Origin of the sequence: Hydrocarboniphaga sp. (assembly GCF_965279055.1) — a bacterium.
Classification (GTDB): domain Bacteria; phylum Pseudomonadota; class Gammaproteobacteria; order Nevskiales; family Nevskiaceae; genus Hydrocarboniphaga.
In genome coordinates this window covers 2,834,813-2,850,442 of record NZ_OZ257125.1, presented here as the reverse complement: position 1 = coordinate 2,850,442, position 15,630 = coordinate 2,834,813, and the positions used below count along the sequence as shown (strand labels likewise).

Genomic DNA, 15,630 nt, shown 5'->3' with positions numbered 1-15,630 from the left:
CGGCGAGGGTGGGCGGCGCGCGGGCGTCAGTTCTGTTCGAATTCGGTCAGGGACGGCATCGTCACGCTGCTGGTGTCCGGCGGTGTCGGCCAGCCGGCTTCCGGAAACTTCAGCAGCAGTTCGACGCGCGCCATGTCCTCGCGCTGCAGCACGCCGGCCGCGGCCTTGAGCTGGATCAGCGAGCCCAGATAAGCCAGACGCTCGCGTGCGTAGTCGCGTTCGGCCTCGTAGCGACGGCGCACGGCGGACAGCCAGTCGGCAGTGGTTTCGGTGCCGACTTCCAGGCCGACCTTGGTGCTGTTTTCGGAGTCGGTGGCGGCCTCGACCGCGCGTCGCCGCGCGTCGATCTGCCGATACGAGGAAGCCGCGCTCGACCAGGCGCGCTGTACTTCGATCTTGATCTGCAGCTCGGCGCTGGCGAGCTTGGCTTCGGACTGCGCCAGCTGCGCGTTGGCGCGGTCGATGTCGGCGGAGATCGCGCCGCTGGTGAAGATCGGCACGGTGACCGTCACGCCGACGCGCTGGTCCAGATCGCGCCGCGCGCCGGAGATGCCGCCGTCGGCGTCGAAATAGGCGTGGCTGGCGTTGAGGTCGACCTTGGGCATGCGCCGGCTCTTGGACAGCTCGATGCCGACCCGCGCCGCCTGCACGCCGGCGCGCGCCGCCGCCAGCGCCGGCTGCTTGTCCAGCGCGGTTCTGATCCAGCTCTGCATGTCCGGCGGATCCATGCGCGGTAGCGGCGTCTGGGGCTGCAGCACGCCGATGCGCTTGAAGTCGCCGCCGACGGTGAGCCCGAGCTTGAGGCGGGCCGATTTGACGTTGTCCTCGGCGTCGATCTTGTCGGCCTCGGCCATGGCCCGCGCCGCGCGCACCAGCGCGACGTCGGATTCCTTGACCAGGCCGGAAGCTTGACGATTCTCGATCTGGCGCTGCTGCTCGATGGTCGCCGACAGTTCGGCGTACTGGCCGCGCAGCACTTCGAGCGCGTCGATCACCAGGAAATAATCCTTGGCCAGGCCGACCGCGACCTTGGTTTCGGCCACGTCCATCGCCAACTCGGCGGCGCTGACATTGAGCTTGGCCAGATCGACGGTCTTGAACAGGTCCGGGCGGTACAGCGCCTGGGTCAGGCCGATGCCGTACATGTATTTGTTGAACGTGTCGGAGCGGTCGATGTCGGCGACGCCGTAGTAGTCGCCCTCGACCGACTGGTGCGCCCAGTCGTATTCACCCTTGAGGCCGAGCTGCGGATATTCGGCGGCTCGCGCGGTGCTCTCGGCGCTGCGCGCCACCGCGACCGCGGAGTTGGCCACGTTCAGATCAGGCGACAGACCCAGCGCACGCACATAGGCGGCGCCGAAACGCAGATCCCCCAGATCGCCGTCCTGGGCCAGGGCGGCGGCGGATGCGCCGGCCCAACAACCGAGCAGCATCAGACCCTTGACGCTCCATGCAAGCGTGCGCTGACCCACCTTGTGCTCCCCCAGTGAAGCGCCCGAACGCGCCTTAAACCGCCGATATCAACCCGACATGCCACTCACGTAAAGCTTCAGCCGGAACGCCGGAAGCGGGTTTCCCGCTGCCTCCGGTCTTTCTATATAACGATAAGCCGCTGACTTTACTGAAACAAAACGCGGGCGTCCACGATCGTTACCTGCTGTTTCGACGCTGTCGCGATCCCAGAAATCAGATGTAAGACAGAGCCTACAGCAGGCTCCATTCGAGGATGCTGCCGGCCGAGCAACGGCCGTCCGCAGCCGCCGGAATGCGTACCAGCACCGAGGCTTCCGCCAGATTGCTGAGCATGTGCGATCCCTGTTTGCCCAGCGGCGTCAGCACGGACTGGCCCCGCTCGTCGCTGGCCTCGCGCATGCGCAGCCACTGGGTCTTCGCGGTTTCGGCGCGCACCTCGGCCGCCAGGCGGCCGCGACGCCAGGCGGGCAGGCTGTGCAGGCCTTCGTAGCGCGCCAGCGCCGGACGCACGTAGACCAACAGGTTGACCAGCACCGAGGCCGGATTGCCGGGCAGGCCGAACAGCCGGCTGCGACCGGTGCTGGCCACGTACAGCGGCATGCCCGGCTTCTGCGCGACTTTCCAGAACAGCGTGCGCGCGCCGGCCGCCTGCGCCGCCTTGGGCACGTGATCGTGATCGCCGACCGAGACGCCGCCGGTGGTCAGCACCAGCTCGGATTCGGCGAAAGCCTGCTGCAGCGCCTCAACGACGCTGTCGTAGCGGTCGTCGATGTAACGCAGGGTCACGTCGCGATAACCCCATTGCCGCAGATGCGCCAGCAGCAGCGGACCATTGGCATCGGCGATCTGGCCGGGCTTGAGCGCGACGCCGGGCGGCGCGACTTCGTCGCCGGTGACCAGAACGCTGACGCGCGGTGGCACGTGGATCGATACGCGCGACACGCCGGCCATCGCGATCGCACCCAGCAGGCCCGGCGTAATGCGTGCGCCGGTGCTGCCGACGGTGTCGCCGCGGCGCAGCTCTTCGCCGCGGCGACGCACGTCGGTGCCGATGTCGACGGCCTGCTCGACATGCACGACATCGCCGTCGCGGCGCGTCAGTTCCTGGCGCAGCGACGTATCGGCATTTTCCGGCAACCAGCCGCCGGTGAAGATGCGCGCCGCCGTGCCGGCCTGCAGCACTGGCGTGCCGTCACGCGCCGCAGCGGCGATGGTCTGCGAAATCGGCAACTGCAGCGGCGCGCCGGCGATGTCGGCGTGGCGCACCGCATAGCCGTCGACTGCGGACTGGTCGAATGGCGGCAGATCCAGCGTCGACAGCACCGGCGCGGCGAGCACACGGCCGAGCGCATCGGACAGCTCGCGCTGTTCGACGCGCGGCGCCGGAATGTCGGCCAGCGCCAGGCGCAGAGCTTCGTCGACGGGGATCATTGGGAATGGGTCCGACAGTTGGATGCGCTGATAGTAGCCCGGGTGAAACCCGGGGCAATACAAACCCGGGTTTCACCCGGGCTACGAAACCTGCGTCATTCCCGCCTTCGCGGAAATCGCGCTTGGACAGTCAGGCGTAACCACCCTGGTGTGCGGCGCTGTGCTGGGCGCGATGCACTTCGATCAGATGCACCAGGCCGGGTAATACCGCGGCCAGGGTTTCTTCCGCGCCCTTGCGCGAGCCCGGAAATGTCGCGATGAAACTGTTCTTCGCCATGCCGGCGATGCCGCGCGACAGCATCGCGTAGGGCGTGCGCGCCTGGCCGAAAGCGCGCGCGGTTTCCATGAAGCCGGGCAGGTCGGTGTCGATCAGACCGTGCAGCGCTTCGATGGTCTTGTCGCGCGGCGACAGGCCGGTGCCGCCGACGGTGATGATGCAGCTGATGTTCGCGGCGACGTATTTTTCGACGCAGGCGCGCAACAGCGCGGGCTCGTCGGGCAGGATGTCGTAGGCGGCGATGTCGAAGCCGGCGCGCTCCAGGCCGTCGCGCACCGAGGCGCCGGCGGTGTCGTTCTTGCGGCCGGCGGCAACGGTATCCGACAGCACGATGATCGCCGCGCTCCCTGTCTTGGACTGGCGCTGGAACTGCGTCTTGCCGCCTTTTTTCTCGGCCAGGCGGATGTCGCCGATGCGCATCGCGATCGCCGGCGCGTGTGGCTTGAGCATGTCGTAGGCGCACAGCAGGGCGATCGACACTGCGGTCAGTGCTTCCATCTCGACGCCGGTGGAGGCGATCGTGCGCACCTGCGCGCTGACGTGGAGGCCATCGTCGTGCGTGCTGACGTCGATGTTCGCATCGAGCACCGCCAAAGGATGGCAGTGCGGCAGCAGCTCCCAGGTTTTCTTCAGGCCCATCAGCGCGGCGATGCGCGAGGCCTCGGCGACGTCGCCTTTCTTGACCTCGCCATTGCGCACCATCGCCACGGTTTCCGCCGGCAGATAGAGCTTGCCTTCGGCGATCGCGCTGCGCAGCGTCGTCGGCTTGAGGGTGATGTCCTGCATCAGCTGTTCGCCTTGATCGGCAGCTGTTTCAGATAATCCGGCGGCTCGTGTCCGTCGGCGATGCAGCAGCCGGTGACGAAGGACGAGCTGCCGTCCGGGTAGAACTCTTCTTTCCAGATCGGCGCGCGATGCTTGGTCGCATCCACTGCGTAACGCAGTGCGGCGAATGCCTCGGCGCGATGCGGCGAGCGCACCACCGCGTAGATCGCGATGTCGCCGATGCCCAGGCTGCCGGTGCGATGCACGATGCGGCACTCGGGAACCTTGAACTGCTCACGCGTTTCCTGCTCGATCGCGGCGATGATCTTGTCGCACAGCGCCGCATGCGCGGTGTAGATCAGATGGCTGACGGCGGCGCCTTCGTGATGATTGCGCACCGCGCCGGCGAAGATCGCCAGCGCGCCGCAGTCGGGGCGTTCGCTGGCCAGCAGCAAGGGCTCCAGCGCCAGCGGCTGGTCGCTGATACGGGAAAAATGCAGGGTTTCCGGCAGCATGTCGGTCGCTCTCAGCCGCCGGATACGGGCGGCAGCACCGAAAGCTCGTCGCCTTCGGACAATGAATGATGTACCGACACCAGGTCCGCGCCGATCGCGTAGGCGCAGCGCGGCAGCTCCCCGGCCAGCGCGGCGTCGTTGCGCAGCAGCTCGATCGCGTCGGCGACGGTGGCGGCATCGGACAGGCTCACGCGCCGACGATCGCCGCCGGCGAGACGCGCGGTGACGCCCCAGAAGTGGATGTCGATGTTCATCGTGAACCGGAACCCCTCTCCCTCCGGGAGAGGGGCAGGAGTGAGGGACTTGCCGGCTCAAGCGGCATTGCGATCCCAACGCCCTCACCCGGCGCTTCGCGCCACCCTCTCCCGAGGGGAGAGGGGAAACAGAATGCGTCGCGCGACTCCATCAACCACCGAGCCTGTGCATCGTGATCGGCCGCTCGACATAGCCGCGCGGTGCGGCGAAGCCGGCCTCCTTGTTCCAGACGCCGCTGCGGATCATCGTCAGCAGCGCGGCGTCGGACTCACCGCCGCGCAGCGCGTCGCGCAGTTTGCTGCCGCGCGCCGAGAACAGGCAGGCGAACAGCTCGCCGACCGCGGTCAGGCGCACGCGATCGCAGGAGCTGCAGAACGGATCGGACACGGTGGTGATGATGCCGAGCCGGTGCTTGCCGCCGAGCAGGTACTCGGTCGCCGGGCTGGCGCTGCTGCGCGGCAGCTTTTCGATCTTGCCGAAGCGCGTGCCCAGGCGCTGCAGGATTTCGCTTTCGGTCACGACGCGCTCGCGGCTCCATTGCTGCGCATTGTCCAGCGGCATGAACTCGATGAAGCGCATCTCCACCTGCTGCTCGAAGGCCCAGGCGGCCAGCGATTCGATTTCGCCATCGTTGTAGTCGCGGATCACCACCGCGTTGAGCTTGAACGGCAGGCCGGCGTCACGCGCGGCGGCAATACCTTCCAGCACCGGCTCGATCGGGCCGCGCGTCAGCTTCTGGAACAGCGCCGGGTCGCGGGCGTCGATGCTGATGTTCAGATCGTCGAGGCCGGCGGCTTTCAGCGCCGGCGCGAGCTCGGCCAGGCGCGTCGCATTGCTGGTCATCGACACGCGCTGCAGGCCGCGCGGCCGCAGCAGCTGCAGGCCTTCGATCAGTTCCGGCAGGCCGCGACGCAAGGTCGGTTCGCCGCCGGTCAGGCGCACGTTGGTGATACCGAGCTGGATCACGAACAGCGCGGTCAGCCGCAGCAGTTCCTCGATCGTCAGCAGCTGTTCGCGCGGCAGCCAGCTCGGGTTCTCGGGCATGCAGTAGGCGCAGCGCAGGTTGCAGCGGTCGGTCACCGACAGGCGCAGCTTGCGCTTGCGCCGGCCGTGCTGGTCGACGAGTTCCGGCGGCGTAGAGGCGATGCCGTCAGCCATGGGCCGGCTCCTGCAGATCCATTTCCAGCTCGCTCAGCCGCGCGGCGTCGTTGACGTTGATCAGCACGCCCGCGCGCTGCGCCCGCGCCACGCGGTGGCGCGCCTGCCAGCGCTGCACCGACGAGCCGCCTTCGCGCAGGAAGGTCTCGATGTCCGGCGCCAGCGCGCGCCGGGTCAGCGCGACGATCGGGTGCAGGCCATCGTCGTCGCAGAGCACGACGACATCGGCGTTTTCGGCGCGCTGCACTTCCACCAGGTGCCGGGCCAGGTCGGCCGGCAGATCGAGCGCATCGCAGGGCACGCTCAGCAGCCAGTCCTGCGCAGCCGATTCCAGCAGCCGCAGCAGCCCGGCCAGCGGCCCGGCGCCGAGACGGTCACTCACAACCGGGTAGCCGAGCGTGGCATAGCGACCGAGGCTGCGGTTGGCGGAGATCGCGACATCGTCGACCTGGGGCGCCAGCTGTGCCAGCACGTGCTCGATGAACGGGCGGCCGCGATAGGCGATCCAGCCCTTGTCCAGGCCGCCGAAGCGCCGGCCTTCACCGCCCGCGAGCACGCCGCCGCTGAGGCGGATGCCGGCCTGGCCGATGGGGCTGGTGGGTTCAGACATGGGCAGCATTGTAGCTTCGACCCGGCGGCGCCGTGGCGGTTCGGAATCGGTGCAATTCAGCCGATGGAAACCTTCAGGCCGCGACCCGGTTCTGTGCCAGCAAGACTTTCAGCTCCGGAATGCAGGAGCCGCAGTTGGTGCCGCACTGCAGCTTGGCGCCGAGCGCGGCAACGCTGTCCAGCCCCTGCTTGCGAATGCCGTCGACGATGCGGTTGCGGCCGACGCCCCAGCAGGAGCACACGGTCGGCCCCTGGTCTTCGCCGGCTTCCATCGGCTCGCCGACCAGCAAGCCGATGCGGTCGGTCTCGGCCAGCGTGTCCTTGGCGAACAGGCCCGCCAGCCAGGCGCGTGACGGCAGATCGCTGCGCCTGGAGACGAACAGGCAGGCGGCAATGCGATCGTCGACGACCAGCGCGGCGCGGTAGACGCCGGCGCTGCGGTCTTCGTATTCGAGCCAGTCGGCGCTGTCGTGCTTGGCGCCGAGCGCGATGCGCGCGCGCGTCGCCCAGTCGGTGTCGCTGTCGCGGCCGGCGAGTTCGTAGCGGTTGAACTGCGCACCGGTGACGCGCGTCCACCAGGTGTCGAGCAGCGCGGCGGCGCTGATCGGCAGGGCTTCGCGGCTGAGCACGAAGCCGTGCCAGGCGACGTCGAAAGGCTCGACCTTGGCCGGCGTGTGCTTGAACTCGGGCTCGCCCGACACCGGATCGATCACCGGGTTGACCAGGCCGCCGACGCGCGCGTCGGAGGCGTACTGCGCGTTCCAGTGGATCGGCACGAACAGCGTGCCGCGCGGCATTTCGCCGCTGATCCTGACGCGTGCGACCAGGCTGCCCCAGCGCGTGCTGACGCGGGCGAGCGCGCCGTCGGTGATCCCGCCGGCCAGCGCGTCCTGGGCATGCAGATCGACGAAAGGCTCGGCGATGTGCGAGGCCAGCGTCGCCGACAGGCCGGTGCGCGTCATCGTGTGCCAATGGTCGCGCACGCGGCCGGTGTTGAGCACCAGCGGATAGTCCTCGCTGACCGGATTCACCGGCGCTCGCGGCGCGGTCGCGACGAAGCGCGCGCGGCCATCGGCGTGGTAGTAGCGGCCGTCGCCGAACACCTGCAGCTGCGCTTCGACCGTGGCCGGCGCAGCGCCGGCGACCACCGGCCAGCGCACCGGCTGCAGCGCGTCGTAGGCGGCGCTGTCGAGCCCGACCAGGCCGCCGATGTCGAAGTAGCGCTGGCCGTCGTTGCGCCAGGCCGACAGCCGCGCGTGCTCGTCGAAAATATCGGCCGCGTTGTCGTAGGCGAACTGCTCGGCATAACCCCAGCGGCGCGCGACTTCGGCCAGCATCCACCAGTCGGCGCGCGCCTCGCCGAGCGGCGCGACGAACGCGCGCTGGCGCGAAATGCAGCGCTCGCTGTTGGTCACCGTGCCGTCTTTCTCGCCCCAGCCCTGGGCCGGCAGCAGCACGTGGGCGAAGGCGGTGGTGTCGGTTTTCTCCATCACGTCGGAGACGATCACCAGCTCGCACCTGGCCAGCGCGCGCTTGACCTTGTCGGCGTCGGGCAGGCTGACCACCGGATTGGTCGCCATGATCCACACCGCCTTGATGCGGCCCTCGTCGATCGCGTCGAACAGCTCGACCGCTTTCAGCCCCGGTTTGTCGGCGATGCCGGGGCTGTTCCAGAAACTCTGCACCGCGTCGCGGTCGGCGGCGCTGTCCAGCTCCATGTGCGCGGCGAGCATGTTGGACAGGCCGCCGACTTCGCGGCCGCCCATCGCATTGGGCTGGCCGGTCAGCGAAAACGGACCGGCACCGGGCTTGCCGATACGCCCGGTCAGCAGATGGCAGTTGATGATCGCGTTGACCTTGTCGGTGCCGGCCGAAGACTGGTTGACGCCCATCGAAAAGCAGGTGATCACGCGCGGATTCAGCGCAAACAGCTTGTAGAACTCGGCCAGCTGCGTCGCATCCAGGCCGCATTGTTCGGCGATGACGGCGACATCGTCATTGCCCTGTTCGGCCGCTGCCAGCGCCTCGGTCAGGCCGCTTGTCGAGCTGTCGACGAACGCGGTGTCGACGATGCCGTGCCGGTTCAGGTACGACAGCAGGCCATTGAACAGGTGCACGTCGGTGCCGGCGCGCAGCGGCAGATGCAGGTCGGCCATCTCGGTGGTCGCGGTGCGGCGCGGGTCGATGACGACGATCCGCATCTGCGGCCGCTGCTCTTTGGCGCGGACCATGCGCTGGAACAGGATCGGATGGCACCAGGCCGTGTTGCTGCCGACCAGCACGATCAGGTCGGCTCGCTCCAGGTCGTCGTAGGCCACTGGCACGATGTCTTCGCCGAACGCGCGCTTGTGGCCGGCCACCGCCGAGGACATGCACAGCCGCGAATTGGTGTCGATGTTCGCGGTGCCGACGAAGCCCTTCACCAGCTTGTTGGCGACGTAGTAATCCTCGGTCAGCAACTGGCCGGACACGTACCAGGCGATGGACTCGCGGCCGTTCTGTTCGACGATGTCCTGCAATTTATTGGCGACGTGGTCCAGCGCCGTGTCCCAGCTGACGCGCGCCATCGCGCCCTGCTCGTCGAGCATCTGCGGATACAGCAGGCGGCCATGCGGCACCACGGTGTCGCCGAGCGCGGTGCCCTTGACGCAGAGCTTGCCGGCGTTGGTCGGATGCTGCTTGTCGCCGGCGACTTTGGCGCGCTCGCCGTCGACGACCACGTCGACACCGCAGCCGGTGCCGCAGTAAGGGCAGGTGGTCTTCACCACGGCCGGGTCGATCGAATTGTTGTCTCCTGCGGCCATCAGCGTTCGAGACTCGAAGCCTCGAGCAAAACTCCGTTCCTCCCGAGTAGCCCGCCATAGCGGGCGTATCGAGGGAACGATGCGAGCGTCGATGCGTCCCTCGATACGCCGCAAGCGGCTACTCGGGAGGAACGGAAGGTGAGGGGACGGGCCATGCGCTACGCCGCCTGCCCGGAGGCCTCGCAGAACGCGCGGCCGAACAGCAGCTTGTTGCGCATCGCGCTGACATCGGTGTGTTTCTGCATCAGCTCGAAATACCAGGGGCCGTCGGCAACATCGCCGTACAGCACGGCGCCGATCACGCGGTCGCCGCCGTCGCTGTGGCGGATGATCAGGCGCTTGTAGACGCCGCGTCGCGGATCGCGGAACACCAGATCCTCGGTGTCGGCACCACCGACGAAATCACCGGCCGAATACAGATCGATACCGGTGACCTTGAGCTTGGTCGACGTGACCGAGCCCGGATAACGCCGGTGGCCGAGGCGCGCCAGGTGGCCGGCGCAAACCCTGGCCTGCTCCCACAGCGGCGCCACCAGGCCATAGACCGCGCCCCGATGCTGAACGCATTCGCCGACCGCGTAGACGCGCGGATCGGTATGCGTCTGCAGGGTGTCGTCGACGACGATCGCACGATCGCACAGCAGGCCGGCAGATTTGGCCAGCTCGAAGTTCGGGCGAATGCCGACGGCCATCACCACCAGATCGGCGTCGATCTGCGTGCCGTCCTTGAAACGGATGCCGGTGACCCGATCGCTGCCGGTGATTTCGGCGGTCTGCGCCGACAGCAGAAAGCGCATGCCGCGCTGCTCCAGCGCCGCGCGCAGCAGCGCCGCGGCCGGCTTGTCGAGCTGGCGCTCCATCAGCGAATCCATCACGTGGATCACGGTGACGTTCATGCCCTGGCGCATCAGGCCGTTGGCGGCTTCCAGGCCGAGCAGGCCGCCGCCGATGACCGCTGCATTCTTGTGGCTACGTGAAGCGGCGAGCATCGCCTCGACATCGGCGATGTCGCGGAACGCGATCACGCCAGGCAGCTGGTGGCCCGGCACCGGAATGATGAAAGGCTTGGAGCCGGTGGCGATCAGCAGCCGGTCGTAAGGCAGTTCCAGCCCGGATTGCGAGACGACGATGCGACGATGGCGGTCGATCTTCACGACCGGATCGCCCGCGTGCAGGGTGATCTTGTTGGCTGCGTACCATTCGCGCGTATGCAGCATGATGTCGGCGAATATCTTGTCGCCGGCCAGCACCGGCGACAGCAGGATGCGGTTGTAATTGCCGTGGGCTTCGCTGCCGAACACGCTGATGTCGTAGTGGTCGGGGTCGATCTTCAGCAGTTCTTCAACCGTGCGCATGCCGGCCATGCCGTTGCCGACCACCACCAGGCGCGGTCTGCGGCGCAGGCTCACGACGGTCAAACCGCGACCCAGATCTGGCCGTCCTCGACGCGGACCGCGTAGGCGCGCACCGGCGTCGTCGCGTCTTCCAGGCATTCGCCGGTGACCAGATCGTAGTGCTGCTTGTAGATCGGTGAGGCCACGACCAGGCGCCCGCCCAGCGAGCCGGTCAGGCCGCGCGACAACACGTTGGCGTCGGACTGCGGATCGTAATTGTCGATCGCGAAATACCGGTCGCTGCCGTCGGCGTCCTGCAGCCGGAACACCGCGATCTGCCGCTCACCCAGCAGCGCGCAGACGCCGATGTTCGGCCAGATTTCCTCGGCCGCGCAGACCCGGACCCAGTCCGCGGCCGCGCTGCCCGAGCTTCCACCATCCATCTTCTGATCCTCCACTCAGACCTCTATTCGCGCCTATGCATCGACGACCGCAATACCCTTGAACCGGCTCTTCTTCTCGTCCGCAGTCGCCGGCCGGATCTGGCCGCGCTCCTGCACGAATACCACGTTGTTGTCGCCGGCCTCGCTGTTGACGAAAGTGCGGAAGCGCTTCGCGGTCTCCGGATCGGTGATCGCCTTTTTCCACTCGTCTTCGTAATGCTCGATGTTGTAGGCCATCTCGGCCTCCAGTTCCGCGCAGATGCCGAGCGAGTCGTTGATGATCACGTTTTGCAGATATTCAAGACCGCCTTCCATGTTGTCGCGCCAGACGCTGGTGCGCTGCAGGCGATCCGCCGTGCGGATGTAGAACATCAGGAAGCGATCCAGGTAGCGGATCAGCGTGTCGTCGTCGAGATCGCCGGCCAGCAGTTCGGCGTGGCGCGGCTTCATGCCGCCGTTGCCGCAGACGTAGAGGTTCCAGCCTTTTTCGGTGGCGATCACGCCGAAGTCTTTCGACTGCGCCTCGGCGCATTCACGCGTGCAACCCGACACCGCCGACTTGAGCTTGTGCGGCGAACGCAGGCCCTTGTAGCGATGCTCGAGCTTGATCGCCATGCTCACCGAATCGAGCATGCCGTAGCGGCACCAGGTGGAGCCGACGCAGCTCTTCACGGTGCGCAGCGACTTGCCGTAGGCGTGGCCGGTTTCGAAGCCGGCGTCGGTGAGTTCTTTCCAGATCGCCGGCAACTGATGCACCTGCGCGCCGAACATGTCGATGCGCTGGCCGCCGGTGATCTTGGTGTAGAGCTGGTATTTCTGCGCCACCTGGCCGAGCACGATCAGGCCTTCGGGCGTGATCTCGCCGCCGGCGATGCGCGGCACGATCGAATAGGTGCCGTCTTTCTGGATGTTGCCCAGGAAATAATCGTTGCTGTCCTGGACCTGCGCGTTGCTCCTGGTCAGCACGAACTCGTTCCAGCACGAGGCCAGGATCGAGGCGATGGCGGGTTTGCAGATGTCGCAGCCGCGGCCCTGGCCGTGCGCGCTCAGCACTTCGCCGAAGCTCTTGTGTCTATTCACGCGCACCAGGTGGTACAGCTCCTGGCGCGAGTACGGGAAGTGTTCGCAAAGATGATGGTTGACCGCGACACCCTGCTTCAGCAGCTGCGCCTTCATCACCTGCGTGACCAGCGCGGTGCAGCCGCCGCAGCTGGTGCCGGCCTTGGTACAGGCCTTCAGATCGCCGATGGTATGCGCGCCGCCTTCCACCGCCGCGCAGATCGCGCCCTTGGAGACGTTGTTGCACGAGCAGATCTGCGCGTTGTCCGGCAGCGCGTCGACGCCGAGCCCGGGCCTGGCCTTGCCGTCGGACGAGGGCAGGATCAGGAACTCCGGTGAATCGGGCAGCGCGATGCGGTTCAGCATCATCTGCAGCAGCGTGCCGTACTCGCTGGCGTCGCCGATCAGCACCGCGCCGAGCAGGCCTTTGCCGTCCTCGGACGTGACCAGCTTCTTGTAGACCTGCTTGCGCTCGTCGGTGAACACGTAGCTGCGCGCGCCGTGGGTGCTGGCATGCGCGTCGCCGATGCTGGCGACATCGACGCCCATCAGCTTCAGCTTGGTGCTCATGTCGGCGCCAAGGAATTCGGCCTGGCCGCCGTTCAGATGCTGCGCGACCACGCGCGCCATTTCGTAGCCGGGCGCGACCAGGCCGTAGATCCTGCCGCCCCACAGCGCGCATTCGCCGATCGCGTAGATGTCCGGATCCGACGTGCGGCAATGATTGTCGACCTTGATGCCGCCGCGCTCGCCCATCTCCAGGCCGCAGGTGCGTGCGAGTTCGTCGCGCGGGCGGATGCCGGCGCTGAACACGATCATGTCGGTCTCGAGCTGGCTGCCGTCGGCGAACTTCATCGCGTGGCGGCCGCCGATGCCCATGCCGCTGCCGTCGACGATTTCCAGCGTGTTGCGCTGCGTGTGCACGGTGACGCCGAGCGCCTCGATCTTGTTGCGCAGCACCTTGCCGGCGCCGTCGTCGATCTGCACCGCCATCAGCCGCGGCGCGAACTCCACCACATGCGTCTGCAGGCCCATGTCGACCAGCGCCTTGGCGCATTCCAGGCCGAGCAGGCCGCCGCCGATGACGACGCCGACCTTGGACTTGGCGCCCCAGTCGGTCATCGCCTCCAGATCCTCGATCGTGCGATACACCAGGCAGCCGGGGCGCTCGCGGCCCGGCACCGGCGGCACGAACGGATAGGAGCCGGTGGCGAGCACCAGCTTGTCGTATGTGACGCGCTCGCCGTTGGACGTGGTGACGATTTTCGCCGCGCGGTCGATCGCCACGCCCTTGGCGTTGAGCTTGAGCAGCAGGTGGTCCTGATCGAAAAAGCCCGGCGTCACCAGCGACAGTTCCTCGGCGCTGCTGCCGCTGAAATACGAGGACAGGTGGACGCGGTCGTAGGCCGGCCGCGGTTCTTCGCAGAGCACGGTGATTTCCAGATCCGGCGCGGCCTGGGCGCTGAGTTCTTCGAGCAGCTTGTGCCCGACCATGCCGTTACCGATGACAACGAGCTTCATGTGTTACCTGATCTTCCCGTTCCGATGACGAGAGCTGGGGTCGACGGGTGTCGAACGATGCGGGCTTTAGCAGCGGCGGCTTGCACGCGTCGGACGAGTTTGGGGCGAAGCCCGCTCAGCCGGCGGCCACTTCGGCGGCGCTGCTCAGCGCCGCACCGGACTGGCGCGAGGCCACGGCCTCGTCGTAGAGCTTGGCTTCGCGCGCCTTGTGATCGGCGCTGAAGCGCACCGCGATCGCGCAGGCGGCGCCGACCAGCACGCAGACGCCGAGATAGAAAAAAGTCCGCTGCACGTCGCCGAGGCCTTTCAGCAGAAAGCCCGCGGCGACCGCGCCGACATTGCCGCCGGCGCCGATGATGCCAGCGACGCCGCCGAGGGATTTGCGGTCGATGAAGGGCACCAGCGCGTAGGTCGCGCCGCAGGCCATATGCGTGAACAGGCCGAACACGATCATCGCGAGAATCGCGATGCTGGCGACCTGCACCGACGAGAACCAGATCAGGCCGATGCCTTCGCCGAGCATCAGCACGAACAGCAGCGCGGTGCGGCCGTCCAGGCCCCGCGCGCGCGCGATGCGGTCCGAGACGATGCCGCCGAGCGCACGCGCGAACAGCGCCAGCAGGCCGAAGCTGCCGGCGGCCATGCCGGCATGCGCCAGGTCCATCTCGAACTTGTCGACGTAGTAGCTGGCGGCGACGTTGTGCACGAACAGCTCGATGCCGAAGCACAGGCCATAGGTCACGAACAGCATCCACACGCGGTAGTTCGCCATCGCCGACTTGAACACGGCCCAGCCACCGCCCTTGCCGCCGGACTCCAATACGACGCCGGCGGCGCGCAGATCCTTGTAGTTGCCCTGGGGGCAGTCCTGCGTGTACTTCCAGTACAGGAAGCCGACGATCACCATCATGATGCCGGGCACGAACATCGAGATGCGCCAGCCGAACGTCTTCTCGACGCCGAAGCTCAGCACCGCCGCCAGCACTAGCGGCATCAGCGTCTGGGTGACGCCGCCGCCGGCGTTGCCCCAGCCGGCGGTCGCCGCGTTGGCGGTACCGACCACGTTGGGCGCGAACATCACCGAGGTGTGGTACTGGGTGATGACGAAGCTGGCGCCGATCGCGCCGATCGCCAGGCGGAAGAACAGGAAGGCTTCGTAGCTCTTGGCGAATGCGATGCCGAATACCGGGATCGCACCGATCAGCAGCAGGCCGGTGTAGGTCTTGCGCGGGCCGTACTTGTCCGACATCGGGCCGATCAGCAGGCGCACCAGGATGGTGATGCCGACCGCGGCGATGTTGATGTTGGCGATCTGGTCCTTGGTCAGGCCGAATTCGCCCTTGATCACCGGCATCAGCGGCGCCACCGCGAACCAGGCGAAGAAGCAGACGAAGAACGCCAGCCAGGCCAGGTGGAACGCGCGCATCTGCGGCGTCGAGAAGCTGAACAGGTTGATCGAAGTCGCCTTCGAAGTTTGCGGTTTCATCGCGGGATCTCGCACGTGGCCTGAACTGCGGGGTTGATAAAAGTCCAGCGGGACCTAGGAGAGGAGGGGAAGATCGCGCCGGAAAACGTCTGGCGATCGCGCTGCACAGCGGCAGCAACGTCGCCCAATGGAGTCAGCAGCGCCGCGCGGCAGGCGGCCAGACGCTGCTGTGATGTGATGTGAGGCAAGCGGTTCATCGGGTTCATCGATCCGTATCGATTTCCTTGAGGCGAAAAAAAAGGCGTCTCCATGAGAAAACCCATGGATGGACGCCTTTGCCCGAATGACGATGTGTCGTGGTACGTGGAGGTGCCGCCTTTGGCCCCGCCGGCCATGGCCGGATACTCGTACCGCAACTTAGTCAACGCAATGGACATGCCACATCGCGGTGCAGATTGTGACAGCCGTCCGCGGCCACTTGGCGGCGCCGGGAGCGGCGACAAAATCAATCGCTCTCAACATGCTTTCACCGCCGAGGCGCCCTGTGCTTGTTTCGCGGC

General features: G+C 67.1%; 13 protein-coding genes. All 13 read right to left on the bottom strand.

The window, feature by feature from the left end; all coding sequences use genetic code 11:
- Positions 1 to 26: 26 nt before the first annotated feature.
- The 13 genes from ACQZF9_RS12925 to ACQZF9_RS12865 all read right to left on the bottom strand — a co-directional run bounded on the left by ACQZF9_RS12925 (position 27) and on the right by ACQZF9_RS12865 (position 15,507).
- Positions 27 to 1,472: a TolC family protein gene (locus ACQZF9_RS12925; RefSeq protein ID WP_428309380.1), complete on the bottom strand. Its 1,446-nt coding sequence runs from the start codon at positions 1,470 to 1,472 to the stop codon at positions 27 to 29.
- Between the two features lie 232 nt (positions 1,473 to 1,704).
- A complete protein-coding gene (locus ACQZF9_RS12920; RefSeq protein WP_428309379.1) occupies positions 1,705 to 2,904 on the bottom strand; it encodes a molybdopterin molybdotransferase MoeA in 1,200 nt (399 codons plus the stop codon).
- A gap of 130 nt (positions 2,905 to 3,034) precedes the next feature.
- Entirely contained in the window at positions 3,035 to 3,967 is a 933-nt protein-coding gene (gene moaCB, locus ACQZF9_RS12915) for a bifunctional molybdenum cofactor biosynthesis protein MoaC/MoaB (protein WP_428309378.1), read from the bottom strand.
- Positions 3,967 to 4,461 carry a molybdenum cofactor biosynthesis protein MoaE gene (locus ACQZF9_RS12910; protein ID WP_428309377.1) on the bottom strand — a complete coding sequence of 165 codons (495 nt, stop codon included), beginning with the start codon at positions 4,459 to 4,461 and terminating at the stop codon, positions 3,967 to 3,969. The genes moaCB and ACQZF9_RS12910 overlap by 1 nt, the downstream gene beginning before the upstream one ends.
- An 11-nt stretch (positions 4,462 to 4,472) precedes the next feature.
- Positions 4,473 to 4,715 (bottom strand): MoaD/ThiS family protein, encoded by a 243-nt coding sequence (locus ACQZF9_RS12905; RefSeq protein WP_428309376.1) that lies wholly within the window; start codon positions 4,713 to 4,715, stop codon positions 4,473 to 4,475.
- A gap of 151 nt (positions 4,716 to 4,866) precedes the next feature.
- A complete protein-coding gene (gene moaA, locus ACQZF9_RS12900) occupies positions 4,867 to 5,874 on the bottom strand; it encodes a GTP 3',8-cyclase MoaA (RefSeq protein WP_428309375.1) in 1,008 nt (335 codons plus the stop codon).
- Complete coding sequence (gene mobA, locus ACQZF9_RS12895) at positions 5,867 to 6,484, bottom strand: molybdenum cofactor guanylyltransferase MobA (protein WP_428309374.1); 618 nt, start codon at positions 6,482 to 6,484, stop codon at positions 5,867 to 5,869. Before mobA ends, moaA begins: the two co-directional genes overlap by 8 nt.
- Positions 6,485 to 6,557: 73 nt before the next feature.
- Positions 6,558 to 9,287 (bottom strand): molybdopterin-dependent oxidoreductase, encoded by a 2,730-nt coding sequence (locus ACQZF9_RS12890; RefSeq protein ID WP_428309373.1) that lies wholly within the window; start codon positions 9,285 to 9,287, stop codon positions 6,558 to 6,560.
- A 158-nt stretch (positions 9,288 to 9,445) separates the two neighbouring features.
- On the bottom strand, positions 9,446 to 10,651 hold the full coding sequence (locus ACQZF9_RS12885) for an NAD(P)/FAD-dependent oxidoreductase (protein ID WP_428313425.1): 1,206 nt from the start codon (positions 10,649 to 10,651) through the stop codon (positions 9,446 to 9,448).
- Positions 10,652 to 10,701: 50 nt separating this feature from the next.
- Positions 10,702 to 11,064 (bottom strand): nitrite reductase small subunit NirD, encoded by a 363-nt coding sequence (gene nirD, locus ACQZF9_RS12880; RefSeq protein ID WP_428309372.1) that lies wholly within the window; start codon positions 11,062 to 11,064, stop codon positions 10,702 to 10,704.
- A 33-nt stretch (positions 11,065 to 11,097) separates the two neighbouring features.
- On the bottom strand, positions 11,098 to 13,644 hold the full coding sequence (gene nirB, locus ACQZF9_RS12875) for a nitrite reductase large subunit NirB (RefSeq protein WP_428309371.1): 2,547 nt from the start codon (positions 13,642 to 13,644) through the stop codon (positions 11,098 to 11,100).
- A gap of 115 nt (positions 13,645 to 13,759) precedes the next feature.
- A complete protein-coding gene (locus ACQZF9_RS12870; protein WP_428309370.1) occupies positions 13,760 to 15,130 on the bottom strand; it encodes an MFS transporter in 1,371 nt (456 codons plus the stop codon).
- Positions 15,127 to 15,507 carry a hypothetical protein gene (locus ACQZF9_RS12865; protein ID WP_428309369.1) on the bottom strand — a complete coding sequence of 127 codons (381 nt, stop codon included), beginning with the start codon at positions 15,505 to 15,507 and terminating at the stop codon, positions 15,127 to 15,129. Before ACQZF9_RS12865 ends, ACQZF9_RS12870 begins: the two co-directional genes overlap by 4 nt.
- Between the last annotated feature and the right edge of the window lie 123 nt (positions 15,508 to 15,630).

Bases quoted from the DNA above. Each gene is read 5' to 3' on its own strand.
- ACQZF9_RS12920 (WP_428309379.1), bottom strand. From the start codon at position 2,904: ATGATCCCCGTCGACGAAGCTCTGCGCCTGGCGCTGGCCGACATTCCG.
- moaCB (WP_428309378.1), bottom strand. From the start codon at position 3,967: ATGCAGGACATCACCCTCAAGCCGACGACGCTGCGCAGCGCGATCGCC.
- ACQZF9_RS12910 (WP_428309377.1), bottom strand. From the start codon at position 4,461: ATGCTGCCGGAAACCCTGCATTTTTCCCGTATCAGCGACCAGCCGCTG.
- ACQZF9_RS12905 (WP_428309376.1), bottom strand. From the start codon at position 4,715: ATGAACATCGACATCCACTTCTGGGGCGTCACCGCGCGTCTCGCCGGC.
- moaA (WP_428309375.1), bottom strand. From the start codon at position 5,874: ATGGCTGACGGCATCGCCTCTACGCCGCCGGAACTCGTCGACCAGCAC.
- mobA (WP_428309374.1), bottom strand. From the start codon at position 6,484: ATGTCTGAACCCACCAGCCCCATCGGCCAGGCCGGCATCCGCCTCAGC.
- ACQZF9_RS12890 (WP_428309373.1), bottom strand. From the start codon at position 9,287: ATGGCCGCAGGAGACAACAATTCGATCGACCCGGCCGTGGTGAAGACC.
- ACQZF9_RS12885 (WP_428313425.1), bottom strand. From the start codon at position 10,651: ATGGCCGGCATGCGCACGGTTGAAGAACTGCTGAAGATCGACCCCGAC.
- nirD (WP_428309372.1), bottom strand. From the start codon at position 11,064: ATGGATGGTGGAAGCTCGGGCAGCGCGGCCGCGGACTGGGTCCGGGTC.
- nirB (WP_428309371.1), bottom strand. From the start codon at position 13,644: ATGAAGCTCGTTGTCATCGGTAACGGCATGGTCGGGCACAAGCTGCTC.
- ACQZF9_RS12870 (WP_428309370.1), bottom strand. From the start codon at position 15,130: ATGAAACCGCAAACTTCGAAGGCGACTTCGATCAACCTGTTCAGCTTC.
- ACQZF9_RS12865 (WP_428309369.1), bottom strand. From the start codon at position 15,507: ATGTCCATTGCGTTGACTAAGTTGCGGTACGAGTATCCGGCCATGGCC.